The sequence below is a fragment of the Embleya sp. NPDC050154 genome, assembly GCF_044460165.1.
Classification (GTDB): domain Bacteria; phylum Actinomycetota; class Actinomycetes; order Streptomycetales; family Streptomycetaceae; genus Embleya.
This window is the reverse complement of record NZ_JBITJP010000024.1, coordinates 20,873-45,125: the sequence shown is the minus strand read 5'-3', so window position 1 is coordinate 45,125 and position 24,253 is coordinate 20,873. Positions and strand designations below refer to the sequence as shown.

Genomic DNA, 24,253 nt, shown 5'->3' with positions numbered 1-24,253 from the left:
TGCGGAAATCCATGATCGACAAGGTGGAAGTCACGGAAAACCGGACCCCCGTGCCGGACCGGGCGCAGGCGTTCGAGCGGGAACTGAACGTGCTTGCCCTCTCCGGCGACGGCTGGCTCGCGATCCTGCGTGCCCTGGCGCAACGCACCGGCAGGACCGCCCGGCTGGTGGGCGTGCACGGTGGAGTGCTCGCCGCGACCGACGACGGCACCGAGTCGATGACACCGGTCGCCGTCGCGCACGTGTTCGTCGACGACAAGGTGGTCGAGGTCACCTGCGACGAGGGCTGGCGGGCCTCCGCGCTCGCCGTACGGGTGGCGCAACGCCGGGTCGGGCTGCTGCTGTTGGGCGAGCCGGACGGCGCCGACGACGACGAACCGCTGTTGCGGGCGGCGGTGACGGCGGTGGCGATCGAGGCGATCCGCCGGGACGCGGTGGCCACCGCGACCGCCGAGACGGCCGGCCGCTTGATCGACGAACTGCGCTACGGCGCGCTGCGTAACCTCGGCGACGTGACCCGCACCGCCGCGCGCTTCGGCCTGCATCTGGATCGCCCGCACTCCGCCGTGGTGTTCGCCTACGCCGGACCCAACCAGCGCACCTGGACCACCGCGCTGTCGTGGTTGGAGATGCCGGTGCGCCAGGAGGGCGAGCTGGGCCTCGCGGTGCTCTCGGGCAATATCGAGCGGGAGATCAGCCGGATCCGGATCCGGCTCCAGGGCATGGTCGGCGACGTCCCCGTCCTGGCCGCGGCCGGTCCCACGGTCAGCGACCCGCGCGGGACCGCGCGCTCGTTCCACGACGCGGAGACGGTGCTCGGACTGCTGCGCCGACGCCCGGGCGAGGTGCAGCTGATGTTCTCCTCGCTGGGCCTGGCCCAGTTGTTGTTCGGGGTGCCGCCGGCCCGGCTCCAGGCGTTCGTGGACCAGCACCTGGGACCGATCCTGGAACGCGAGGAGTGGGTGGCCACGCTCAGCGCGTGGCTGGCCACCAACGGCAGCCGCGCCGCGGTCGCCGAACTGCTGCACCTGCACCGCAACTCGGTGGGCTACCGGATCGGCCAGATCCGCGAGCTCCTGGGCGCCAATCCGCTCGACCCGGAGGTCACCCTCCAACTCCAGGCGGCGCTGACCGCCCGCGAACTCCTCCTGGCCCTCAAGGAAGTGCCTTAGGCCCGCTCCTGCGCACCCCGGCGGATCCGCGCCACCCGGCACGGCGCGGCCCGCCATCGTGCGATTTGGTCCCGCGCCGCCCCGCCCTGTGCCGCCCGGCCCCGCGCCGGCGCCCGCCCGCCCCGCGGGTCTGCACCCATCCGGATGACTCCCGGGCGAGTCTTCGCCCGGACCGGCCGCGCCTCGGCGGCGGGTCGGCGAGTGTGGGTCACAGTCGTTGCAGCCCCGGCGCGGACCGCCGGGACGTCGGTGCGCGGGTCGTTGCGGTCGAGTTCCGCCGGCCCGGCCCGGATGGTCCACCGGTTGAGAGGCGATCAGCATGACCGAAACCGACGTCACCCGCTCCCCGCAGGCGGCCACCCGGCTGCGCGAGTTGGCGTTCAGCGCGATGTCCGCCGCCGCGGTGCGCGCCGCGCTGCGCCTGGGCCTGCCGGACGCGCTGGGCGAGAGCCCCGCCACCGTGGAGGAGTTGGCGACCGCGGTGTCCGCCCACCCGGGCGCGCTGCACCGGCTGCTGCGCGCGCTGGCGTGCCAGGGCATCTTCGCCGAGGAGCCGGACGGGCGGTACACGCACACCGAGGCGTCCCGGCTGCTGCGCGTCGACGCCCCGCGCAGCATGCGCGACGTCGCGCTGTGGACCACCGAGCCGTGGACGTGGGAGGTGTGGCCGCGTCTGGACGAGGCGGTCCGTACCGGCAAGAGCGTCTTCCCGGGCCTGCACGGCAAGCACTTCTTCGACTACCTGCACGAGGACGCGCCGGAATCGGCCGCCGCCTTCGACCGGGCGATGACCCAGTCCAGCCGGCAGTCCGCCCAGGACGTCACCGCGGTGCTCGACCTCACCGGCATCGACAGCGTCGCCGACATCGGCGGCGGCCAGGGACTCGTGCTGGCCACCCTGCTGGAGCGCAACCCCACCCTGCGCGGCACCCTGCTCGACCTGCCCGGCGTGGTGGCCGCGGCCGACCGCCGCCTCCGTGACGGCGGCGAACTCGCCTCCAGGGCAACCCTGGTGGGCGGCGACTGTCGGGTGGAGATCCCGGTCCGGGCCGACCTGTACATCATCAAGAACATCCTGGAATGGGACGACGACAGCACGTTGCGCACGCTGCGCAACGTCGTGGCGACGGCCGCCCCCGGCGCCCGGGTCGTGATCATCGAGAACCTGGTCGACGAGACCGCGTCGATGCGGTTCACCGCCGCGATGGACCTGTTGCTGCTGCTCAACGTCGGCGGCCGCAAGCACACCAAGGACAGCCTGCTGACCCTGATCGAGCAGGCGGGCCTGCGTGGTCGGGACGTCCGCGCGGTGAACCCGTCGCTACACATGTTCGAGTGCGCGGTGCCGGCCTAGCGGTCCGCCCGGCGCGGCCTGCCGAACCTCCGCACACGGCCGCGGAACCCCCGAAGAGCTACGTAAAGTGATACTCCATAACCCTGTGCTAAACCTCGGACTGCTCCCGGCGAGTGAAGCCGGCCGCGATATCCGCTCGGGAGGCCCAGGGGCGGCCCTCGAATGCAGTCACGCGGGTCGCGGGGTCACCGGGGTCGTTCGATGGTGATTGAGGCGCCTCGCCGATCCCCGTGTGCCGATGCCCGTCGGCAGTTCGCGAAGCGCCGGAAGGATTATCACGATGCGTCGTGCACGCGCTCTTGTCGCCGGTACCGCCCTCGGCTTCGCAGCCCTGACCCTGGCGGTTCCGTCCGCCTACGCCGACGCTCCGGCGCCGGTGAAGCCGGAGCCCGCCCCGGCGGCCGACTCGGAGAAGTCCTGGTCCGGCGAGGCGAAGTGGACGCCCGAGAAGGGCTCCGAACACAGCACTGAGAAGTCGGGCTCCGAAGAGAAGAGCTACGAGAGCAAGGGCAACGAGGGCTCCTCGCACGAGAAGTCCTGGAAGGACCACAAGAGCCCGCACGGTGGCGTGCACACCGGCATCGGTGGCGCCTTCCTCGACGACGGCGCCGCGCTCGGTACGGGCGCGGCCCTGATCGCGGGCGGCATCGGCATGGGCGTCTACGCCCTGCGTCGTCGTCCGGGTGCGGCGGCGGCCCAGGCCTGACCCGTCCTCGCCCAGGCAACACGCGCCGTGGCCACCACCCTCACCAGGGAGGTGGCCACGGCTGTCGTCGTCGCCGGCCGCCCGACCCGCGGCCCACGAGCGCCCAGGAGAGAGGCAACGTCTTGCGAGATCCGGCACCGTCCATGGACACGTCCGAACCACAACCGGCGCCCCGCCGCACCAGCGCCGGAAAACTGATGCTGATCGCCGCGACGGCCGTGCTGCTGGGCATCCTGATGATCAAGCACGACCTGAGCACCGACTCGGGCCCGCCGCCGCAGCCGATGCCCGCAGCCGCGCAACCGAGCACGCCCGCGCCGATGGTGCCCTCGGCGAACCCGAGCCCCGAGCAGGGGTCGCCGGTGATGAAGCGCTCGCAGCCGATGCGGATCAAGATTCCCAAGATCAAGGTGGACGCGCCGTTCATCGGACTGAGCCTGGACGACTCCGGCGTGTTGCAGGTGCCGCCCCCCGCGGACCGCAACCTGGCCGGCTGGTACCAGGACGGGGTCACCCCCGGCGCCCGGGGCAACGCGATCGTGCTCGGGCACGTCGACACGATGATGGGCCCGGCGGTCTTCTGGGGGCTCGGCAGTCTCAAGCCCGGCGACACCGTGGAGATCGAGCGATTCGACGGCAGCGTCGCGAAGTTCGCGGTGGACTCGGTCGAGGTATTTCCCAAGGACGACTTCCCGGACGAGCGGGTCTACGGCAAGACCACCGACGCCCAACTGCGGCTGATCACCTGCGGCGGGGTGTACGACAAGAAGTCCAAGGACTACAAGGACAACGTGGTCGTGTTCGCCCACCTGCTGCCCCCCCACGTAGGCGCCGGCCCGGTGCCGCGCGGGTAGGCACCCCGTCGCCGCACACGGGCCGCACCACGCGCGCAACGCGAACACACCGCGCGAAACGCCACGCCGACACCACGCGCGGCGCAACGAACACGCCGCGGCCGGCCCCGGATTCCTCTCCGGGACCGGCCGTTTCGGACGCCCGCCGGCTGCTGCGGTCGTCCCCGGTCGTGGCTGCCTACCGGTCGAGTTCGCCGCCCACTTCGGCGTCGGCCTCGGCCCGACACGCCACCGCGCGCAGCACCGTGACCATGGTTTCCTCGGGGTCCAACTCGACGGCCGGCACCCGCCACGCGACGAATCCGTCCGGTCGGATCAACACGGCCCCCTCGTCGGTGACACCGTGCAGTTGCGCCCAGTCGACATCGGGCGCGGTGACCAGGTCCACCATCGCGGACTCCGCCTCGGTGCCCACCCGGTGGACCGCCACCGGCACCCCGAGCAGCCCGCTCGCCCGCCGCGCCGCCTGCCGCCACACCTCGCCCGCCGTACCCGCGCCGACCAGCAGCACCAGTGAGGTCTCGTACAGGTCCAGCGTGGATACCCGGGTGTCGCCCCGGCGCAGCCATACGTGCGGCGCCCGGGTGCCGGGGTCGCCGCTGGGCGGGCGGAACCGCTCGGGCAGTACCGGGACTTCGGGATCCGCGCCGAGCACGGCGTCGGAGGCGTAGCGGTAGCCGAGCACCACGCCCAGCACACCGGGCTGCTTGCCGCCGCCGGCCACCGGGGGAGCGGCGTATCCCGGGTGGCTGTGTTCGGCCGAACGGGTGGACGCGCGGGCGGCCGTGGCCCTGGCCACCGGCCGGCGCTCGGCCTCGTAGGTGGCCAGCAGGTCGGCGCCCGCGTGCCCGTTCAGCACGGCCGCGAGCTTCCAGGCCAGGTTGTGCGCGTCCTGGATGCCGGTGTTGGAGCCGAACGCGCCGGTGGGGGACATCTCGTGCGCGGAGTCGCCCGCCAGGAACACCCGTCCCACGCGATAGCGCTCGGCCACCCGTTCGGCCGCGTGCCACGGGGCCTTTCCGGTGATTTCCACGTCCAGATCGGGCACGCCGGCGGCGGCGCGGATGTGTTCGACACAGCGCTCGTCGGTGAACGCCTCGATCGGCTCACCCCGCTCGGGGTGCCACGGCAGGTGGAAGACCCAGTGGTCGCGGTTGTCCACCGGGAGCAGTGCGCCCTCGCCGTGATGATTCGTCAGATAGCAGACGATGAACCGCCGTTCGCCGACGAACTCGGCCAACCGACGGGAGGAGAAGGTCACGCTCACGTTGTGGAAGAGGTCGCCGGGTCCGGTCACCTCGATGCCCAGTCGCTCGCGCACCGGACTGCGCGGCCCGTCCGCGGCCACCAGGTAGTCCGCGCGCACCGTCTGCCGCTCGCCGGTCGACCGGGTCTCCACGACCGCGGTGACCCCGTCCTCGTCCGGTTCGCAGGAGACCAGTTCGGTGCCGAAGCGCAACACGCCGCCGAGCTCGCGGGCGTAGTCGGCCAGCACCGGTTCCAGGTCGTTCTGGCTGCACAGGCACCACGAACTGGGGCTGAACTTGGCCAGGCCGCCGCCGGGGTCGATCTCCTTGAACAGCCATTCCTGGTCGTCCCCGGCGATCGTGTCCGCCTGCAGGATGCCGTGGTTGTCGGCCAGCACCGCGGACGCGGCGCGTACCCGGTCCTCGACCCCCGCGGTCCGGAACAGTTCCATCGTGCGCACGTTGTTGCCGCGTCCGCGGGGGTGCCGCGAGGTGTCGGCATGCCGCTCCACCAGCATGTGCGGCACGCCCAGGCGGCCCAGGAACACGGACGTGGACAGCCCGACCAGCGAGCCGCCCACGACCAGGACCGGTACCCGGTGTTCGATCTCGGGGTTCATCAGTTCTCTTCTCCTGCGTTGGCGAGGACGGCGGACGCGCCGACCGCCGCGGTGGACGGCCGATGGTCCGTGGGTGTCCTCCTGTTCCCGCTGATCCCGGGTGGTCCGTTCGCTGTGCCGAATGTCACTCATATGCCATCAAAAGATGCAGAGGGTGATGATTCGCCGCCACGCTCGAAGTCGAGGCCGGGTCCCGACGGAACGGATCGGTTGGTTGTCCGAGTGCTTCGCGCGACCGACGGGAGGCGTCCCGGCACCCTCGTATCCCCGTCCCCCGGGCGGCTTCGGCGCGGCCCGGTCCCTCCGGGATTGCCCGCATCGGGCAGCACCACGCAGGCCGAATCCCAAGAGCAAAGGAATGACATGGACACCCTCGTCCACTCCGCGGCGAATCCCACCGTCGACACTTCGTCCAAGCTCCGGGTGCTGCTCATGCTGGAGCTGCACGAAGACTCGGAGCAGCGCTTTCTGGAAGCCTACGAGCGCATCCGGCACCAGGTGGCCGCCGTACCGGGCCACCTGCGCGACCAGCTCTGCCAGTCGATCGAGGACCCGACCCAGTGGCTGATCACCAGCGAGTGGGAGGGCAGTTCCGAATACCTGGCCTGGGTGGACAGCCCCGAGCACCAGATGATGGTGCAGCCGCTGCACGGCTGCGTGCGCGGCACCCGTTCGCTGCGGTTCGCGGTGGCCCGCGAGACCGACCTGCACGCGGACCAGGGCGGCCAGGCGATCACCAAGGGCGCCCGGGGCGCGAAGGCGAAGGCGGGCTCCGGCGCCAAGGCGAAGGCGGGCGCGACCGACAAGGTCAAGGCGGGGAGCGCCAAGGCCAAGGCGGGCGCGAGCGACAAGGCCCGCGCGGCGGCTCCGTCGGTGCCCGGCGTGGTCCGCTGCGCGCTCACCTTCACCGTCAAGCCCGGCAGTGAGGCCGAGGTGGCGAAGATCCTCGCCGGCTACAAGTCGCCCGCGGCCCGGGTGAACGACACCACGTCGCTGCGCCGCACGTCGGTGTTCATGCTCGGGAACCGCGTGGTGCGCGCGATCGAGGTCGAGGGCGACCTGCGGGCCGCACTGCGGCACGTGGCCGAGCAGCCGCAGGTGCGGGCCGCCGAGGAGGCGCTGAACCCGCATCTGGAGGAGGCCCGGGACCTGAACGACTCCGAGGCCGCGCGGGCGTTCTTCATGCGCTCCTCGCTGGCCGAGGTGTACCACCTGACCGCGCCCGCCTCCGGCAAGTCGGCGAAGGCGCGGACCACCCGCCGCGCGCTGCTGTACCCGGTGCGGCACGGCTGCGGCGAATCCGCCGCCACCGTGCTCCAGCGGCACGATGAACGGGTGGTCGCGTCCGGCTCCGGGCCGATCGCGAGCAGCTCGGTCTTCCTGCGCGGAGACACCCTGGTGCGCGTGCTCGACCTGCGCGGCGACTCGAACGACCCGGCGATGGTGCTGGGCATCGACCGCGAGGAGTCCGCGGCCCGGCTGAGCCGGCTGCTCGACCTCGGGGAGGACGGCGCGCTGGAGTCCGACCAGGGCCTGCGGCACCTGCTGGCCTCGGCCGAGACGACCCTCGTCACCGACCGTCGCGCCGACCGCGACGCCTGACCCCCCGGGCGGCGCCTTCGGGCGCCGCCCGCCACTTGGAGGTGGCACACATGACCACGCAGACCGTACGCATCGTCGACGTCGACGAGGTCGAGCCCAACCGGCGCCGGGGCGGTGAGCTCCGGGTCACCCTCGGCCCGGCGACCGTGGGGTGCACCAGCGGCTTCATGGGCCTGGCCATCATCGAGCCCGGCGACATGATCACCGAGCACTACCACCCGTACTCCGAGGAGTTCATCCACGTCGTCACCGGTGCGCTGGAAGTGGACCTGGACGGCGTCACCTACGAACTCCGGCCCGACCAGGGCCTGATGGTGCCCAAGAACATGCGGCACCGGTTCCGCAACGTCGGTCGGACCCAGGCCCGGATGGTCTTCCAAATCGCCCCGTTGGCGCCCCGACCGGAACTGGGGCACGTCGACACGGAGGGGATCGAGCCCGCCGAGACCGTGGGCGCCGACTCTTGAGGCGCCGGGTGGCGGTCACCGGCGTCGGCGTCGTGGCGCCCGGCGGCGTGGGTGTCACCGCGTTCTGGGATCTGCTGATGGACGGCCGTACGGCGACCCGGGGGATCACCTTCTTCGACCCCACCGGGTTCCGCTCCCGGATCGCCGCCGAATGCGACTTCGACCCGGTCGCCTGCGGCGTCGACCGGGATCGGGCGCAACGCGCGGACCGCTACGTGCAGTTCGCGCTCGCGGCGGCGGCGGAGGCGGTCACGGACTGCGGCCTGGACCGGGACGGCGGGGACCCCTGGCGGTTCGGCGTCTCGCTGGGCACCGCGGTGGGTGGCACCACCCGGCTCGAACACGACTACGTCGCGGTCAGTGACTCGGGTCGGAACTGGGCGGTGGAGCCGAAGCGGGCCAACCCGTTCCTGCACCGGGCGTTCTCGCCGAGCACCCTGGCCTCCGAGGTGGCCGAGCAGTTCGGCGCCCGGGGCCCGGTGCAGACGGTGTCCACCGGATGCACCTCGGGACTGGACGCGATCGGCTACGCCGCGCACGCGATCGAGGAGGGCCGGGCCGACGTATACCTGGCCGGTGCCTCCGATTCGCCGATCTCGCCGATCACGGTCGCCTGCTTCGACGCGATCAAGGCGACCTCGACCCGCAACGACGACCCGGCGCACGCCTCCAGGCCGTTCGACGCGGACCGGGACGGCTTCGTCCTGGGCGAGGGCGCCGCCGTGCTCGTCCTGGAGGAACTCGAACACGCCCGGCGGCGCGGCGCCCGCGTCTACTGCGAGGTCGGCGGCTTCGCCACCCGGGGCAACGCGCACCACATGACCGGGCTGACCCGCGAGGGGCTGGAGATGTCCGAGGCGATCGACCGCGCGCTGGCCGATGCGGAGGTCGACCCCACCGCGATCGACTACGTCAACGCGCACGGCTCGGGCACCAAGCAGAACGACCGCCACGAGACGGCGGCGGTCAAGCGCTCCCTGGGCGAGCACGCGTACAAGACCCCGATGAGTTCGATCAAGTCCATGGTGGGCCACTCGCTCGGCGCGATCGGCGCGATCGAACTGGCCGCGTGTGCCCTGGCGATGGAGCACAAGGCGGTGCCGCCCACGGCGAACTACCAGACCCCGGACCCGGAATGCGACCTCGACTACGTGCCGGGGACGGCCCGGCCGATGGCACTGCAGACGGTGCTGTCGGTCGGCAGCGGGTTCGGCGGCTTCCAGTCCGCCGTGGTGCTGGATCGCCGGGAAAGGAGACCCCGGTGAAGACCTCAGCACCCAGACGCACCGTGGTGACCGGTGTCGGCGTCGTGGCGCCCAACGGCGTCGGCGTCGACGTGTTCTGGAAGGCCACCCGGGAGGGCCGCAGCGTCCTGGACCGGATCACCCGCGAGGGCTGCGGCGAACTGCCGTTGGCCGTCGCCGGCGAGGTGCGCGACTTCGATCCGGCCACCGTGGTCGAGGAGCGCTTCCTGGTCCAGACCGACCGCTTCACGCACTTCGCGATGGTCGCCGCGGATCAGGCACTCGCCGACGCCGCGCTCGGCCCGATGCCGACCTTCGGCGTCGGGGTGACCACCGCGAGCTGCTCCGGCGGCGGCGAGTTCGGCCAGCGCGAACTGCAGAACCTGTGGGGCCAGGGTCCGGGCTTCGTCGGGCCCTACCAGTCCATCGCCTGGTTCTACGCCGCCACCACCGGCCAGGTCTCCATCCGCGGCGGCTTCAAGGGGCCGTGCGCGGTGCTGGCCAACGACGAGGCGGGCGGCCTGGACGCGATCGCGCACGCGACCCGCACCATCCGGCGCGGCACCGACGCGGTCGTGGTCGGCGCGGCGGAGGCCCCGCTCGCGCCGTACTCGATGGTGTGCCAGCTCGGCTACGACGCGCTCAGCCTGGCCCGCGAACCCGCGCAGGCGTACCTCCCGTTCACCTCGGCCGCGTGCGGATTCGCGCCCGCGGAGGGCGGCGCGATGTTCGTCGTCGAGGAGGCGGAGGCGGCCCACCGGCGCGGTGCCCGCGTGCACGCCGAAGTGGCCGGACACGGCGCCACGTTCACCGGCACCTCGGGCTGGGGGCCTTCCCGGCACGGACTCGCCCGGGCGATCCGGGACGCGCTGGCCGAGGCCGAGTGCGCCCCGCAGGACATCGACGTGGTCTTCGCCGACGCGCTCGGCGTGCGCGAGGCCGACCACGCCGAAGTACTGGCCCTGTCCGACGCGTTGGGCCCGTACGCGGCCCGGGTGCCGGTCACCGCCCCCAAGGCCGGCATCGGACGCGCCTACTGCGGCGCACCCGTCCTGGACTGCGCCGCCGCGATCCTGGCGATGGAACACGGCGTACTGCCGCCCACCCCGGGCGTCTTCGACGTCTGCCACGACCTCGACCTGGTCACCGGTCGGGCGCGAACGGCCGAACTGCGCACCGCCCTGGTGCTCAGCCGCGGCCTGATGGGCCACAACGCGGCCCTGGTGCTGCGCCGCGGCGACGGTCGGCCCGGGACGCCCTTCCCGACCCCGTAGCCGTCCCCCCGAAAGGAAGTCTGCGATGAACGGTCCCTTCACCTACGAGGAACTCGCCGCGCTGATGAAGTCCTGCGCCGGCGTCACCGCCGATCCGGACCACATGAGTCGCCCGGACGCGACGTTCGAGGAGTTCGGGCTCGACTCGCTGGGCCTGCTCGGAATCGTCTCCGAAGTGGAGCGGCGCTACAAGTTCCCGCTCGGCGCGGACGCGGACCAGTGCAAGACCCCGCGCGAGTTCCTGGAAACCACCAACTCCCAACTGACCTCTGGAGTGTGACATGGCCGGGCATACCGACAACGACATCGTCATCGCGGCCCCGATCGACCTGATCTGGGACATGACCAACGACGTGGAGCACTGGACGGACCTGTTCAGCGAGTACGCGTCGGTGGAGATCCTCTCCCGCGAGGACGCCAAGGTCACCTTCCGCCTCACCATGCACCCGGACCAGGACGGCAAGGTGTGGAGCTGGGTGTCCGAGCGCGAGGCCGACCGCGATACCCGCACGGTGTGGGCCCGCCGGGTGGAGACCGGACCGTTCGCGCACATGCACATCCGCTGGGAGTACCACGAGGTCCCCGACGGCGTGCGGATGCGCTGGGTGCAGGACTTCGCGATGAAGGAGACCGCCCCGGTCGACGACGCGTGGATGACGGACAACATCAACCGCAACTCGCGCGTGCAACTGGAACTGATCCGGGACAAGATCCAGCAGCGCGCCCGGGAGATGGGCGGCGAGCCCGCCGCCGCGCGCACCTGGTGACCCGCGCGTCGTCGGCGGCCCGGCCGACGACGACGCGCCCCGTCGGCGGGGCCGCGCGCCCCGCGACCCCGCCGACCACCCCACGCACTCACCGGGAAGGACCCGTACGCATGCACCGCACCCTGATCGTGGCCCGGATGAAGCCCGACTCGGCAACCCGGATCGCGGACATCTTCGCCAACTCCGACACCGGCGAACTCCCGCACCTCGTGGGCGTCACCGGGCGCAGCCTGTTCCAATTCGGCGACCTGTACCTGCATCTGATCGAGGCCGACCGCCCGCCCGGGCCCGCGGTGGCCAAGGTCACCGGACATCCGCAGTTCCGCGACATCAGCGAACGACTGGCCATGCACGTGAACGCGTACGACCCGGAGACCTGGCGGTCGCCGCAGGACGCGATGGCCCGCGAGTTCTACCGCTGGGAGCGCAGCACGACCGAGTAGCGCCGCGACCCGGGGCCCGTACTCGAACTCCCGGTCCCGGAGCCCGCCTGCCGCGGGCCCCTGTCGCCCCGCAGCCCTTGCGTCCAAGGCCCCGCGCTGCACGGCCCCCTCGTCCAAGGCCCCTCCGTCCAAGGACCTGCCCCCATGATCGAGACCGACCTCGGGCCCGCCGTCCGTACCCGACCCGACTGGGTCAAGTGCGGGCGCTGCGCCGAACTCGTATACGGCAAACGCTTCACCCGGGACCTGCGGGTGTGCCCCGACTGCGGTGACCACGCCCGGCTGACGGCGCGTCAACGCCTGGACCAACTCCTCGACCCCGGTTCCGAGACACCGCTGACGGTCGGCCCCACCCCACCCGACCCGCTGGGCTTCGTGGACTCGCGCCCCTACTCGGAACGACTGGCCGAGGCCCGTGCCGAGACCGGGATGGACGAGGCGGTGCTGTGCGCGCGCGGCACCATCCACGGCCGGCCGGTCGTGGTGGCCGCGATGGACTTCCGCTTCATGGGCGGCAGTCTGGGCTGCGCCGTGGGCGCGCTGGTCACCGAGGCCGCCGACGAGAGCCTGCGCACCCGTACCCCCCTGCTGCTGGTCACCGCCTCGGGCGGCGCCCGCATGCAGGAGGGCGTGCTCTCACTGATGCAGATGGCCAAGACCGCGTCCGCCCTGGCCGAACTGCACGAGGCCGGCGTCCTGGTGTTGTCGCTGATCACCGACCCCACCTACGGCGGCGTGGCCGCGTCCTTCGCCACGCTCGCCGACGTCATCCTGATCGAACCCGGCGCTCGGCTCGGCTTCGCCGGCCCCCGGGTGATCGAACACACCATCGGCGAACGGCTGCCCACCGGCTTCCAGACCGCCGAGTTCCTGCTGGAGCACGGCATGGTCGACGTGATCGTGCCGCGACCGGCGCTGCGCGCGAGCATCCGGCAGTTCCTCGCCTTGGACGAGCCTCGCGAGGAGCGTCCCCACGACGTGCCCGCCGAGACACCCGCCCCGCCCGAGTCCTCGGCGCACGCGTCGGACGAGGGCGACCCCTGGGAGGCCGTCCGGCTGGCCCGGCACCCGGCCCGCCCCACCACGCTCGACTACGCGAGCCGCCTGCTGGACGACTTCCACGAATTGCACGGCGACCGGATCGGCGCCGACTGTCCCGCCGTGGTCGGCGGCATCGGCCGGCTCGACGGCCTGGCGGTGATGCTGATCGGACACCAAAAGGGCGGCGACAACCTCGCCGAACGCCAACACCGCAAATTCGGCATGGCCACCCCGGCGGGCTTCCGCAAGGCCGCCCGGCTGATGCGACTCGCCGCCAAGCTGGGCCTGCCGGTGATCACCCTGGTGGACACGCCCGGGGCCAACCCCGGGCCGGACGCCGAACGGGACGGACAGGCGGTCGCCATCGCGGAGAACCTGCGCCTGATGGCCCGGCTGCCCACCCCGATCGTCACCGTGATCACCGGCGAGGGCGGCAGCGGCGGCGCGCTCGCCCTGGCCGTCGCCGATCGGGTGCTGATCGGCGAGCACGGCGTCTACTCGGTGATCAGCCCCGAGGGCTGCGCGGCCATCCTGTGGAAGGATCCCTCGGCCGTACCCGCCGCGGCGGCCGCGCTGCGCATGCGTCCCCGCGAACTGCTGCGCCTGGGTGTGGTCGACCGCATCGTGCCCGAACCCCCCGGCGGCGCGCACACCGACCCGGGCCGGGCCGCCGCGCTGCTGCGCGCGGCGCTGATCCCCGTCGTCGAGGAACTGCTCGCGCTGGACAAGACCCGGCTCCTGCGCGAACGCGGCGAGCGATTCCGGAGCTTCGGCGTCACGCCGGATACCCGTGCCGAAGGAAGTGCGTCATGACCCCACCCCCCGGATCCCCCGAAGCGCGCGACGGCGAGCACCTCAACAATCACGCCGGCTACGCGGACGAACGATGGGTCAAGCCGCTGAACCCCGCGCAGCCGCACCCACAGTCACCCCCGCGGGTCTCGGGCGACGAGCCGCGGCAGGTGCGCACCGGCTCGGTGCCGCCGCGCTTGATCCGGTTGCGCTGTGGCGACACCACCCTCGAGATCGAGTGGCCCGAACCGGCCGCGACGGGCGGCGCGGCGCACACGGCGTCCGGTGCCCCCGTCGCCGCGGCGCCCGTCGAGGAGCGGGTCGAGCCGGACGGCGGACGGCGGTTCGTCTGCGCACCGATGGTCGGCACGTTCTACCACGCCCCCGAGGTGGGCGCGAAGCCCTTCGTCAGCGTCGGCGACACCGTCCGGCCCGGTCAGACGGTGGGCATCCTGGAGATCATGAAGATGATGAACACCATCACCGCCGACGTGTCCGGGCGGGTGGTGGAGGTGATGGTGCCGGACGCGCACCCGGTGGAGTACCAGCAACCGCTGATCGCGATCGAACCGCGCGCGGTGGGCCCGGACGGGAGCGCCGATCACGCCGGCGGTTCCGACCACACCCCCTGACGCGAGTCCCAGTCCGGGCCGTCGCGGTCCGAACACCCAGCGCCGACATCGACCGAGGTGGTCCACGTGTTCTCGACCGTGCTCATCGCCAACCGGGGGGAAATCGCCCTGCGGGTGGCCCGCACCTGCCGCGAACTCGGCATCCGCACCGTGGCCGTGTACTCGACCGCCGACCGCGATTCCGCCGTGGTGCGCTTCGCCGACGAGGCCGTGCACATCGGCCCGCCACCCGCCCGATCCAGCTACCTCAACATGCCGGCGATCATCGAGGCGGCCCGACGCACCGGCGCGGAGGCGATCCACCCGGGGTACGGATTCCTGTCCGAGGACCCCGACTTCGCCGAGATCTGCGAGGCGCACGGGATCACCTTCATCGGGCCGCCCCCGCAGGTCATGCAGCGCCTGGGCGACAAGAGCGAGGCGCGCGCGGTGATGGCCGCGGCGGGTCTGCCGGTATTGCCGGGCAGCGACGGCGCGTTGACGTCGCCGGTCGAGGCCGCCGAGGTCGCCGCCCGGATCGGCTACCCGGTGATCCTCAAGGCGGTCGCGGGCGGCGGCGGTCGCGGCATGAGCGTGGTGCGCGACCCGGACGAACTGGCCTGGGCGTACCAGGACACCCGCGCCCGTGCGCGGGCCGTGTTCGGTGACGAACGGCTCTACCTGGAGCGGTACATCGACGACGCCCGGCATGTCGAGGTCCAGGTGTTGTGCGACCGGCACGGCGGCGCGGTGCACCTGGGCGAGCGGGACTGCTCGGTGCAGCGGCGGCACCAGAAGCTGGTCGAGGAGTCCCCGGCCCCGCACCTGCCGGCCGAGGTGCGCGACGCGATGTGCGCGGCGGCGCTGCGCGGCGCGTCCGCCGTCGGCTATGTGGGCGCCGGAACCTTCGAGTTCGTGGTCACCCCCGCACACCATTTTCACCTGCTGGAGATCAACTGCCGGATCCAGGTGGAGCATCCGGTGACCGAGATGGTCACCGGCGTCGACATCGTGCGCGAACAACTCACCATCGCCGCCGGCGCGCCGCTGACGTTCGGTCAGGAGGAGGTGGTGCCGCGCGGGGTGGCGATCGAGTGCCGGATCAATGCCGAGGACCCCACCCGCGGGTTCGCGCCGACCCCCGGTCGGCTCACCGAGTTCGTGCCGCCCGGCGGGCCGTGCGTGCGGATCGACACGCACGCGTACCCGGGCTGGACGGTGGGGCCCGATTACGACTCGCTGCTCGCCAAGGCGATCGTCTGGGCGCCGGACCGGGAACGGGCCATCGCGCGCGCCGAGCGGGCGTTGAGCGAATTCCGAGTGGCCGGCGGCGGCGTGCACACCACCCTGGACTTCCTGCGCCGGCTGCTCGGCCACCCCGTGTTCCGCGCGGGCGAGCACACCACGGGGCTCGTCGAAACGATGACCTCCGATGTCGCCGAGACCGCCCCGGCTCGGCCGCCCGTACCCGTTTCCTGAACCGTTTCCCATCCCTCTCCCACGAAGGCAGATCAGCGCTCATGCACGTACAACGGCTGCTTCCCCTCGCCGGCGTCACCGCCCTGACCGTGCTGGGCTCGGTCCTGGCACCGGTCGCGCACGCGGACACCCGGCACGTGGTCCATCCCGGCGAATCGATCCAGGCGGCGGTGGACGCGGCCGCGCCGGGGGACACCATCCAGGTGTTGGCCGGCACCTATCCCGGCAGTGTGCTGATCGGCACGGACGGCTTGACGATCCGCGGCGCGGGCGAGCGTACGGTGATCACGCCCGGCGAGTCGACGGCGAACGCGTGCGCGGCGGCCGGCCACGGCATCTGTGTGTTCGGCACGGCCGAGGATCCGGTGTCCGAGGTGCGGATCCAGTCGTTGGCGGTCACCGGCTTCGGCAAGACCGGGGTGATGGGCAACGCGACCGAAGGCATGCGGGTGCGCCGGGTGTTCGCGCACGACAACGGCGAGCACGGGATCGGCCAGGAGAACTCCACCCGCGGCGTGTTCATCGACAACACCACGAACGACAACACCCAGGCGGGACTGTTCCTGGCCGACACCGCCGACGCCCTGGGCGCGAGCATCGCCCGCAACCACGCGTCGGGCAACCGGCTCGGCGTGCTGATCAGGCGCGGGCGCGAGTTGGTGATCGAGTACAACGAGCTGACCGGCAACTGCGCCGGGGTGTTCGTGGTCGGCGACGAGACGAAGCCGGTCGCCGGGTCGCTGGCGATCCGCCGTAACCGGATCGACGAGAACAACAAGTACTGCGAGGGGAATTCCAGGATCGCGCACATCCAGGGCTCGGGCATCGTGCTCACCGGTGCCCAGGAGACCCGGGTGACGGACAATCAGGTCCGGGACAACCGGGGCGAGTCGCCGATGTCCGGTGGCATCGTGATGGTGCCCAGCTTCTCCGGCGACCCGACCACGAACAACGTGATCCAGGACAACGAGGTGTTGCGCAACGAGCCGGCCGACCTGGCGAACCGGGACGGCAAGGCGGTCAACACGTTCACCGCGAACGTGTGTGGCCGCTCGGAGCCGGAAGGGCACTGCTGACCGGACGCGATGCCCGGCGTCGGCACCGGACTCGGTGGCGGCGCCGGGTTCGACCGTTCGCACTCCCGGCGCCGGGAGGGGACTTGGTGGCTGCCGGAATCAGCCCGTCCCCGACATGCCCCCCATGGACGAATCGGGAGCGGCGGGTGGGGTGTCGCCGTAGCCCAGGGTCGCCATCATGCCCAGCTCGCTGTGGTACAGGTTGTGGCAGTGCAACATCCACTCGCCCGGGTTCTCGGCGAGCACGTCCACCGTCACCCGTTCCCTCGGACGCACGATCACGGTGTCCTTGCGCGGGCCCCGACCCTCTTCGCCGCGCACCTGGAAGGTGTGCCCGTGCAGGTGGACCGGATGCCACATGCGCGTCGCGTTGGTGAAGGACAGTCGGACCCGCTCGCCGACGGAGACCGGTACCCGCAGCGGCGTCACGTCCCGCGCGGCGGCCGTCCCGAGCGTCCAACCCGTCCCGTTCCTGCCGCGGCCCAGCACGAGATCCACCGCGCGGGCGGGTGCGTCGCCCGGGTCCACCGACGGGTCGGCGACCAGGTCGGCGAGGGTGAGCAGGCGGCGATCCAACTCGGGTACCGAGACCGAGGGATCGGGGGCGTCCCCGCCCGAGGTACGCACCACCGCGAACGCCCGGGCGTCCTTGCCCTCGGCCTCGGCCACCAGCGGGAACACCCCGTCGGCCAGGGTCACCAGCACGTCGTATCGCTCGCCCATCCCGATCAGCAGCGCGTCCACGGTGACCGGCAGCACCGGGAATCCGTCGGTGTGGGTGACGGTCAGCCGGTGATCGCCCAACCCGACCCGGAACGCGGTGTCCGCCCCGGCGTTGACCAACCGCAGCCTGATCCGCCGACCGGGGCTGTCGGTGAACTCCTCGGGGGCCTGTGGTGTGCGGCCGTTGATCAGGTAGTGCGGGTAGTCGACGTGACCCGCCGTCCCGCCCAGCAGCCTGCTCCGCAGGGTGCGTGCGGGCCGGGGCGTGTCGCGGATCGTGCCCAGTTCGGTGTCCGGGTCGGTGCCGGTGCCGTCGAGCCAGTCGTCGAGGACGACCGTCCACTCCGCGTCGTAGCCGAGCGGTTCGGCCGGGTCCTCGACCACGAGCACCCCGTACATCCCGCGGTCGAGTTGGGTGCCCACGTGCGAGTGGTAGAAGAACGTGCCGGGATCGGGCGCGGTGAAGCGGTAGTCGAAGGTGTCGCCGGACGCGACCGGGACCTGGCTGAGTCCCGGGGCGCCGTCCATCGCCGGATCGATCCGCACGCCGTGCCAGTGCACCGTGGTCTCCTGCGGCAGGCCGTTGCGCAACCGCGCGGAGACCGTGCCACCCGCGGTGACCCGGATCTCCGGGCCGGGCGCCCGGTCGCCGTACGCCCACGTGCGCACGGTACGCGAGCCCAGATCGACGGTGACCGGCGCCGCGTCGAGCGGCACGGCGGTGTCGGCGACGGGGATCACGGGTCGCGGCGCGGTGCCGGTGCGCAGCGGCCCCCGGGTGCCGGCACCGAGCAGGGCGACGCTGCCCACCGCGCCGAACAGCAGGGCGCGGCGGGTCGGGTGGGACGGGACAGGCACGATGCGGCCCTGCTTCCTGGAGTCGGCTCGCGATGAGGCTTCGCCCGCCGGCGGGATCGGCGTGGTCCGGCGGTGAGTACCCCGCGCCGGCCGCGTCGAACACGCCGGTCGGACTCGGCACCCGGTGCGTCCGGGCGGGTGCCGCCACCTGGGTGAAACCCGGGAATCAGCAGTTGCCCGGGCGGGATTCGCGTCGTTGCACCGGACGTCGCGCCACCCGCGGCGCCATCCGAAACGGAGATCACATGAACACGTTCAAGAAGACCGCGGCCGTGGCCGTCGGCATCACCGCGCTCGTCGTGTCGGGCGCGGGCGTCGCCAACGCCGGCTCCGAGGCCAAGGGTGCGGCCGTCGGCTCGCCGGGCGTGCTGTCCGGCAACAACGTCCAGCTGCCGATCCACGTGCCGATCAACCTCTGCGGCAACAGCGTCAACCTGCTCGGCTTCTTCAACCCGACGATCGGGAACGTCTGCGCGAACATCGACGGCGACCACGACAATGGTGGTCACGACAATGGTGGCCACGAGGGTGAGCACGCCCAGCACCAGGCCCCGCAGCACGGCGGCGGCCACCAGGGCTGACGCGTCGGCGCGGCTCGTCCTCCGGCGATAGCGCTCGACACCGCTGCACCGGCGGCCCCTCCGATACGGACGGATCCGAGGGGCCGCCCGGCCGGACCGATCGACACCCTCCTCGACGGTCCGGCAGGTTCTCGCCGGCACATGGCCGGTGTGTTCGCGGCAACTACGGCTTGCGTCCCACCGCGCCGTACATGGCCACGTCCGGGGTCTTGTCGCCCGCATCGGGCCGCCACCGGGAGCAGGAGACGACGCCGGGTTCCAGCAACTCCAGGCCGTCGAAGAAGCGTTCGATGCCCTCGGGAGAACGCTGCTTGAGTTTGGGCGTGCCGTGCGCGTTCCAGAACGCCACCGCGTCGTCCACGTCCGGTGGTGCCGGTGGACTGGTCACCGTGTGCGACAGCGCGAGGTGGCTGCCGGAGGGAAGCGCGTCCAGCAGTCGACGGACTGTTCCGTACGCCTCGTCGTCGTCGTTGACGAAGATGATCACGCCGAGCAGGACGAGTGCGATGGGCTGGTCGAAGTCCAGCGTCTTGGCGGCGCGGGCCAGGATCTCGTCGACGTCGCGCAGGTCGGCGTCGATGTAGCGGGTCGCCCCCTCCGGGCTGCTGGTGAGCAGGGCCCGGGCGTGCACGAGGACCAGCGGATCGTTGTCGACGTACACGATCCGCGATTCCGGAGCCACGGCCTGGGCTATCTCGTGGGTGTTCCCGGCGGTCGGCAGTCCGGTGCCGATGTCGAGGAACTGACGGATGCCCAGATCCTTGGCCAGATGGCGGATCGCTCGGCCCAGGAACTGCCGGTCGGCGAGGGCGTAGTCGCGCGTTCCCGGGTGGATCGCGGCGATCTGATCGCCGGTCTCGCGGTCCACGGGGTAGTTGTCCTTGCCGCCCAGCCAGTAGTTCCACACGCGGGCGGTGTGTGCCACCTCGGTGTCGATCTTCCGCTCTGGTAAAGCCGATTCTGCGTCGAGTATGGACTCGGCCACGAACTCTCATCTCCGGATGCCGTGTGGGGTGGTCCAGGCCAATCTAGGGGCCCGTACGCCGGCCCGGCAGGCATCCCGGTGAACGTTCCATCACGTTGGGCAAACTTTCCGAGCGGCGACACCGGACGCGTGCCGTCCGGGTGGGGCAGGGGTCGTCGGGACGCGCCGGGTCGGCGGCGTCCGTCGTGGAGCGGCAAGGGCGCCGCCGAGCCGGTTCGGGTCGCGGAGGTCAGGCTCTATTCTTGGTGTAACGGAACTCCGGCCCGTAGGTGCGGGGTTCGGGTAGGTGCTGCTGGACGGGCAAGCGGATCCGCATGAGTTCCACCGCGGGGCCGCGCATGTTCCGCATGTGGGCGACGGCGGTGGCCAGGTCGGCGGAGGAGCCCTTGCACGTCGGACCTGGTGCGTCCGGTCGAGGCCACGTGTGAGCCTGTCGGAACGGGCATAGTCGGTCCGAGGACCACCGCCGGCCCGACGATGCCCCGGGGGGCGGTGTCGGGCCGGCGGTGGTCGGTGAATCCGGGGGTTCCCGGAGGTGATTCAGGCGCCGGGGCCGGCGAACAGGCCGCGACCGGCCTTGATCGCGCGACCGGCCTTGACCAGACCCTCCGTGGACGTACGCACGCTCTCCATGCGGCTCTTGGTGGCGGTCTCACCCAGTGCCTCGGTGAGCTGACGGACGTTCATGGGTTCGCCGGTGCCTTCCAACAACGCGGCGATCTCGTCGCGCAGGTGGGAGCGGACCGGGCGAGCCGCCGCAGGTTCGGGCGCGACCGGCTCGACCGGCGCGACCGGCTCGACCGCTGCGACCGACTTGGCCGCCTTGGCCGCCTTGGCCGGAGCCGCCTTCGCGCGGGTGGTCTTCTTCTTGGCGGCGGGCTTGGTGGCAGGCTTGGCCGCGGGGGCCTTGCGCGCCGACGCGGCCTGTATCCGCGTCTTTTCCTTCGTTGCCGGAACCGTCTTGCGCTTGCGACGCGTGGCCGGAGCCGGAGCCGGCGGTTCCTCCGCGACGACTTCCTCCGCCGGCGCCTCCTCGACCGGAGCCTCCTCGGCCGGGGTTTCCTCGACCGGAGCGACCTCGACCGGCGCCTCCGCGACGGGCTCGGCCTCGACCGGAGCGACCTCGACCGGAGCGACCTCGACCGGTGCGACCGGTTCGGCCTCGGCTCGGGGCAGCGGCACCAGCGGGCGGATCAGCGCGAGGTGCTCCACCGCGCTCAGCCGGGCCGCCAACTGCCTTTCCACATTTGCCAGTTCATCGCGGAGCCGGTCTCGCTGCCCGGCCAGTTCACTAGCCTCCTTTTCCAAAGAAATCCGCAGTTCGTCCACAGACGATGCGACCATCCGGCGACTCCTTCTCATGCCACTGGGACGCTGGAAGGGCGAACGCGACCCGTTGTCGGGGCGGCCATGTACCCTTCCGGCGGGTGGGGACTTCCCACCCGCACTGCGCCCATGATCCACCGAAACCCGTTTCCATGGGGCGGCGGTATCCAAGTGTGATGAACTCAGGCCCTCGATGGTGTAGGGAAGCCGGCTTCGTTGACGGGTTTTTCCGGGGCCGCGGCGACGTGTGTCCCGATGGATTCGGCGACTTCCGCAGCGGCCGGGGCGGATGCGCGTACGCCGTCGGCGAGCGATCTCGACGGGTGGCGGTTCCGATCAGGGCGCGCGGTGCGGGAACCGCTCGTCGACCCGGGTCGGTTCCGCCGCCGAGCCGGTAACGGTCCGGCGGGCGTTACAGGTGTCGGGAATGTATGCCGGCCGGATCCGGCGACGGTCGGACGTTGACGGTGGAGACGACCACCGCCCCGGGCGACGACCGGCCGCGGCGCTGTCGCGACGGCGCGCACATCGGCCGGCACGTACCCGGATGTGTCGATCACCACGTCCCACGGCCCTGCGGCGGACGGAGTCGCCGGGTCGCGTGCGTCGCCGACGGTCGCCCCGGATCAGCCGCGCGGTGCCGGCCGTCGGGTCGGTGCCGGTGTAGGCGCCGGTCGGTGGGTCGCCGGTGCCGCGCCGGAAGACGGTCACGTCCCGGGCGCGGACCCGGGCCTGTTCGGCGACGGCAGGCCGAGGAACCACGAGCCGCCGAGGATTCGCATGCCGCGAGGGTGAGGCGGGCCCGGCGGGTGCCCGCGCTGTCCCGAGCCGGACCCTCCGGGCGCGGTGGCCGTTCACTCGATGAGATGAACGCGGGCTGGTTGCCCCGGTCACGCTGGGCATGATGCGAGGCATGAAGGCTGAACGGACGACCCACGACCGGACGGGCCATGACCCGGCGAACCACGACCCGGCGAACCATGACCGGGGCGCCTCGCGCGCGGCCCGACCCGGGACGCCGCCTTGGTTGTCGGAGGTGGTCGCTGCGGCGCGGCGACCGGCGCCGCCGGCCGATTCCGACCGAGGACGGGGTTCGTGGTGACGCGGCTGGTCGAGCCTGATCCGTTGTCGCCCGGCGGGCAGGCGTTGCGTCGACCGCGTCGGCTGCGGCCGGGCGACCGGGTCGCGGTGGTGTGCCCGGCCGGTCCGGTCGAGGCCGAACGGTTGCGCGCCGGGTGCGCGGTACTGGCCGACCTGGGGCTGGAGGTGGTGCCGGGCGCGCACGTCCTCGACGGGCAGGGGCCGGGGTACCTCGCCGGCACCGACAGGGATCGGGCGCGCGACCTGGAGGACGCGTGGCTGGATCCCGATATAAACGCGATCGTCTGCGCGCGCGGTGGCTATGGTGCCGCACGGATACTCGACCTGCTGTGTTGGGAGTCGATGGCGGCGGTGGAGCCGAAGGTCCTCCTGGGATCCAGTGATGTCACCTCCCTGCACGCCGCGTTCGCCGCCCGGTTGGGGGTGGTCACCCTGTTCGGGCCGATGCCCGCCACCGCCGGATTCGGCGCGGTGGACGGCGTACCGCCCGACGCGACCACCCTCGCCCACCTGCGCGCGACCTTGTTCAGCCCGGAGGACGCGGTGGAATTGGGCTCCGCGGACGCCCGCTCCCTGGTGGCCGGTCGTGCCCGCGGGGTCACCACGGGTGGCACGCTGAGCCTGGTGGCCGGCTCGCTGGGATGCCCGGAGTCGTCGCCCGCCGGCGGCGCGATCGTGCTGTTCGAGGACATCGGGGAACAGCCCTATCGCATCGATCGGTTGCTCACCCAACTGCTGCGCTCGGGATGGTTCGCGGGAGTGGCCGGGATCGCGACCGGGAGTTGGGTGGGCTGCGGGCCGATCGAGCAGATCGAGGCCGTGCTGCGCGATCGATTGGCGCCGCTGGGCGTTCCGGTGCTGGCGGGGCTGGACTTCGGCCACGGTCCGCGCCAACTCACGATGCCCCTGGGCGTCGAGGCGGACCTGGACGCGGACGCGGGCACGCTGACGCTCACTTCGGCGGCGTTGCGGTGACCGCCGCGCCGGAGCCGCCCGCCCCCGACCCGGGGACGCTGGTACGCCTCGACGGAACCGTCGCCGACCGCGCCCGACCGGCGCTGCGGGCCGACGACTTGGGGGCGCTGCGCGGGGACGGCGTCTTCGAGGCGTTGTCGGTGCTCGACGGTCGACCCAGGCACCTGGACGAACACCTGGCCCGACTGGCCGACTCGGCCGCCGCGCTCGGGTTGGCGGCGCCGGCCGACGACGCGTGGCGGCACTGCCTGGCTGTCGCGATCGAGCGGCACGGCGCGGTGGGCGAGTGCTACGCGCGGCTGGTGCTGACTCGGGGACCGGAGGGCGGCGGTCCGGAGACCGGCTACGTGTTGGTCGACCCGATCCCGGCGAGCACCCGGCGGGCGCGTGCCGAAGGGGTGCGCACGGTGACCCTGACCCGGGGCGTCGTCACCGCCCCGCCCGCGCGGGCGCCGTGGTTGTTGGCCGGGGCCAAGACGTTGTCGTACGCGGTCAACATGGCCGCCGGGCGGTGGGCCCGTGCGCACGACGCGGAGGACGCGATCTTCCTGACCGAGGACGGCGCGGTCCTGGAGGCGCCGACGGCGGCGGTGCTGATGGCGAAGGGGCGCAGGCTGCTGACGCCGGCGCTCGACCTGGGCATCCTGCCGAGTATCACGCTGCGTCGGTTGTTCGACGCGGCGGCGGGCGCCGGATGGGAGTGCGGCTTCGCGCGATTGTCGGTGGCCGATCTGCGCGCCGGGGACGGCGTGTGGCTGATCTCCAGCGTCCGGCTCGCCGCCCGGGTGACCGCCATCGACGGCGTGCCGTGTCCGCCGTGCGCGCGGCACGACGAGATCGCCGAACTGGTGCGGGCCGGCTGACGGGGCCGCCCGGGCCGATTCGGTCCGGCCCCTCCCTCGCCTGCTCTGCCCGTGCGTGCTCCGCCCCTGCCCGACGCGGGCGGCGCCGGGCT

The 24,253-nt window shown here is 72.3% G+C and carries 22 protein-coding genes; 18 read left to right on the top strand and 4 right to left on the bottom strand.

The features are described 5' to 3' along the window. Positions 1 to 11 precede the first annotated feature (11 nt). The 4 genes from ACIBSV_RS37935 to ACIBSV_RS37920 all read left to right on the top strand — a co-directional run bounded on the left by ACIBSV_RS37935 (position 12) and on the right by ACIBSV_RS37920 (position 4,086). Positions 12 to 1,172: a helix-turn-helix domain-containing protein gene (locus ACIBSV_RS37935; protein WP_331771519.1), complete on the top strand. Its 1,161-nt coding sequence runs from the start codon at positions 12 to 14 to the stop codon at positions 1,170 to 1,172. Positions 1,173 to 1,491: 319 nt separating this feature from the next. Beyond that, positions 1,492 to 2,526 carry a methyltransferase gene (locus tag ACIBSV_RS37930; protein WP_395871370.1) on the top strand — a complete coding sequence of 345 codons (1,035 nt, stop codon included), beginning with the start codon at positions 1,492 to 1,494 and terminating at the stop codon, positions 2,524 to 2,526. Positions 2,527 to 2,806: 280 nt separating this feature from the next. Continuing rightward, positions 2,807 to 3,232: a hypothetical protein gene (locus ACIBSV_RS37925; protein ID WP_395871368.1), complete on the top strand. Its 426-nt coding sequence runs from the start codon at positions 2,807 to 2,809 to the stop codon at positions 3,230 to 3,232. 143 nt (positions 3,233 to 3,375) lie between these two features. Continuing rightward, positions 3,376 to 4,086, top strand: a complete 711-nt coding sequence (locus ACIBSV_RS37920; RefSeq protein WP_395871366.1) for a class F sortase — start codon at positions 3,376 to 3,378, stop codon at positions 4,084 to 4,086. Positions 4,087 to 4,264: 178 nt separating this feature from the next. Here ACIBSV_RS37920 and ACIBSV_RS37915 read toward each other — a convergent pair whose 3' ends face one another. After that, positions 4,265 to 5,953, bottom strand: a complete 1,689-nt coding sequence (locus tag ACIBSV_RS37915) for an FAD-dependent oxidoreductase (protein WP_395871364.1) — start codon at positions 5,951 to 5,953, stop codon at positions 4,265 to 4,267. Between the two features lie 363 nt (positions 5,954 to 6,316). On the opposite strand from ACIBSV_RS37915, the gene ACIBSV_RS37910 reads away from it, so the two are divergent. The 11 genes from ACIBSV_RS37910 (at position 6,317) to ACIBSV_RS37860 (ending at position 16,749) form a co-directional block, all read left to right on the top strand. Beyond that, on the top strand, positions 6,317 to 7,555 hold the full coding sequence (locus ACIBSV_RS37910; RefSeq protein WP_395871362.1) for a SchA/CurD-like domain-containing protein: 1,239 nt from the start codon (positions 6,317 to 6,319) through the stop codon (positions 7,553 to 7,555). A 50-nt stretch (positions 7,556 to 7,605) separates the two neighbouring features. Beyond that, on the top strand, positions 7,606 to 8,022 hold the full coding sequence (locus tag ACIBSV_RS37905) for a cupin domain-containing protein (RefSeq protein WP_395871360.1): 417 nt from the start codon (positions 7,606 to 7,608) through the stop codon (positions 8,020 to 8,022). Beyond that, positions 8,019 to 9,287, top strand: a complete 1,269-nt coding sequence (locus tag ACIBSV_RS37900; RefSeq protein WP_395871358.1) for a beta-ketoacyl-[acyl-carrier-protein] synthase family protein — start codon at positions 8,019 to 8,021, stop codon at positions 9,285 to 9,287. The genes ACIBSV_RS37905 and ACIBSV_RS37900 overlap by 4 nt, the downstream gene beginning before the upstream one ends. Next, positions 9,284 to 10,540 carry a beta-ketoacyl synthase N-terminal-like domain-containing protein gene (locus ACIBSV_RS37895; protein WP_395871356.1) on the top strand — a complete coding sequence of 419 codons (1,257 nt, stop codon included), beginning with the start codon at positions 9,284 to 9,286 and terminating at the stop codon, positions 10,538 to 10,540. The genes ACIBSV_RS37900 and ACIBSV_RS37895 overlap by 4 nt, the downstream gene beginning before the upstream one ends. A 25-nt stretch (positions 10,541 to 10,565) precedes the next feature. After that, complete coding sequence (locus tag ACIBSV_RS37890; RefSeq protein WP_331771528.1) at positions 10,566 to 10,820, top strand: acyl carrier protein; 255 nt, start codon at positions 10,566 to 10,568, stop codon at positions 10,818 to 10,820. A 1-nt stretch (position 10,821) separates the two neighbouring features. Next, positions 10,822 to 11,307, top strand: coding sequence for an SRPBCC family protein (locus ACIBSV_RS37885; protein WP_395871354.1), 486 nt, complete (start codon positions 10,822 to 10,824; stop codon positions 11,305 to 11,307). Positions 11,308 to 11,417: 110 nt separating this feature from the next. Next, positions 11,418 to 11,750: a TcmI family type II polyketide cyclase gene (locus ACIBSV_RS37880; protein WP_395871352.1), complete on the top strand. Its 333-nt coding sequence runs from the start codon at positions 11,418 to 11,420 to the stop codon at positions 11,748 to 11,750. Between the two features lie 144 nt (positions 11,751 to 11,894). Further along, positions 11,895 to 13,604 carry an acetyl-CoA carboxylase, carboxyltransferase subunit beta gene (gene accD, locus ACIBSV_RS37875; RefSeq protein ID WP_395871350.1) on the top strand — a complete coding sequence of 570 codons (1,710 nt, stop codon included), beginning with the start codon at positions 11,895 to 11,897 and terminating at the stop codon, positions 13,602 to 13,604. Continuing rightward, positions 13,601 to 14,215 (top strand): acetyl-CoA carboxylase biotin carboxyl carrier protein, encoded by a 615-nt coding sequence (locus ACIBSV_RS37870; RefSeq protein ID WP_395871348.1) that lies wholly within the window; start codon positions 13,601 to 13,603, stop codon positions 14,213 to 14,215. Before accD ends, ACIBSV_RS37870 begins: the two co-directional genes overlap by 4 nt. Before the next feature lie 66 nt (positions 14,216 to 14,281). After that, complete coding sequence (locus ACIBSV_RS37865; RefSeq protein WP_395871346.1) at positions 14,282 to 15,673, top strand: acetyl/propionyl/methylcrotonyl-CoA carboxylase subunit alpha; 1,392 nt, start codon at positions 14,282 to 14,284, stop codon at positions 15,671 to 15,673. A 41-nt stretch (positions 15,674 to 15,714) separates the two neighbouring features. After that, positions 15,715 to 16,749 (top strand): nitrous oxide reductase family maturation protein NosD, encoded by a 1,035-nt coding sequence (locus ACIBSV_RS37860; protein WP_395871343.1) that lies wholly within the window; start codon positions 15,715 to 15,717, stop codon positions 16,747 to 16,749. 99 nt (positions 16,750 to 16,848) lie between these two features. Here the strand turns inward: ACIBSV_RS37860 and ACIBSV_RS37855 are convergent, their stop codons facing one another. Further along, positions 16,849 to 18,330 carry a multicopper oxidase family protein gene (locus ACIBSV_RS37855; protein WP_395871341.1) on the bottom strand — a complete coding sequence of 494 codons (1,482 nt, stop codon included), beginning with the start codon at positions 18,328 to 18,330 and terminating at the stop codon, positions 16,849 to 16,851. A gap of 245 nt (positions 18,331 to 18,575) precedes the next feature. Between ACIBSV_RS37855 and ACIBSV_RS37850 the strand changes: the two genes are divergently transcribed. Next, a complete protein-coding gene (locus tag ACIBSV_RS37850) occupies positions 18,576 to 18,911 on the top strand; it encodes a chaplin (RefSeq protein WP_395871339.1) in 336 nt (111 codons plus the stop codon). Between the two features lie 163 nt (positions 18,912 to 19,074). Here the strand turns inward: ACIBSV_RS37850 and ACIBSV_RS37845 are convergent, their stop codons facing one another. Both ACIBSV_RS37845 and ACIBSV_RS37840 read right to left on the bottom strand, forming a co-directional pair. Further along, complete coding sequence (locus ACIBSV_RS37845) at positions 19,075 to 19,896, bottom strand: SAM-dependent methyltransferase (RefSeq protein ID WP_395871337.1); 822 nt, start codon at positions 19,894 to 19,896, stop codon at positions 19,075 to 19,077. 540 nt (positions 19,897 to 20,436) lie between these two features. After that, entirely contained in the window at positions 20,437 to 21,240 is an 804-nt protein-coding gene (locus tag ACIBSV_RS37840; protein WP_395871335.1) for a hypothetical protein, read from the bottom strand. A 1,080-nt stretch (positions 21,241 to 22,320) separates the two neighbouring features. On the opposite strand from ACIBSV_RS37840, the gene ACIBSV_RS37835 reads away from it, so the two are divergent. Together ACIBSV_RS37835 and ACIBSV_RS37830 are read left to right on the top strand one after the other, a co-directional pair. Then, a complete protein-coding gene (locus ACIBSV_RS37835; protein ID WP_395871596.1) occupies positions 22,321 to 23,298 on the top strand; it encodes an LD-carboxypeptidase in 978 nt (325 codons plus the stop codon). Continuing rightward, positions 23,295 to 24,161 carry an aminodeoxychorismate lyase gene (locus ACIBSV_RS37830; RefSeq protein WP_395871333.1) on the top strand — a complete coding sequence of 289 codons (867 nt, stop codon included), beginning with the start codon at positions 23,295 to 23,297 and terminating at the stop codon, positions 24,159 to 24,161. The genes ACIBSV_RS37835 and ACIBSV_RS37830 overlap by 4 nt, the downstream gene beginning before the upstream one ends. Positions 24,162 to 24,253 lie beyond the last annotated feature (92 nt).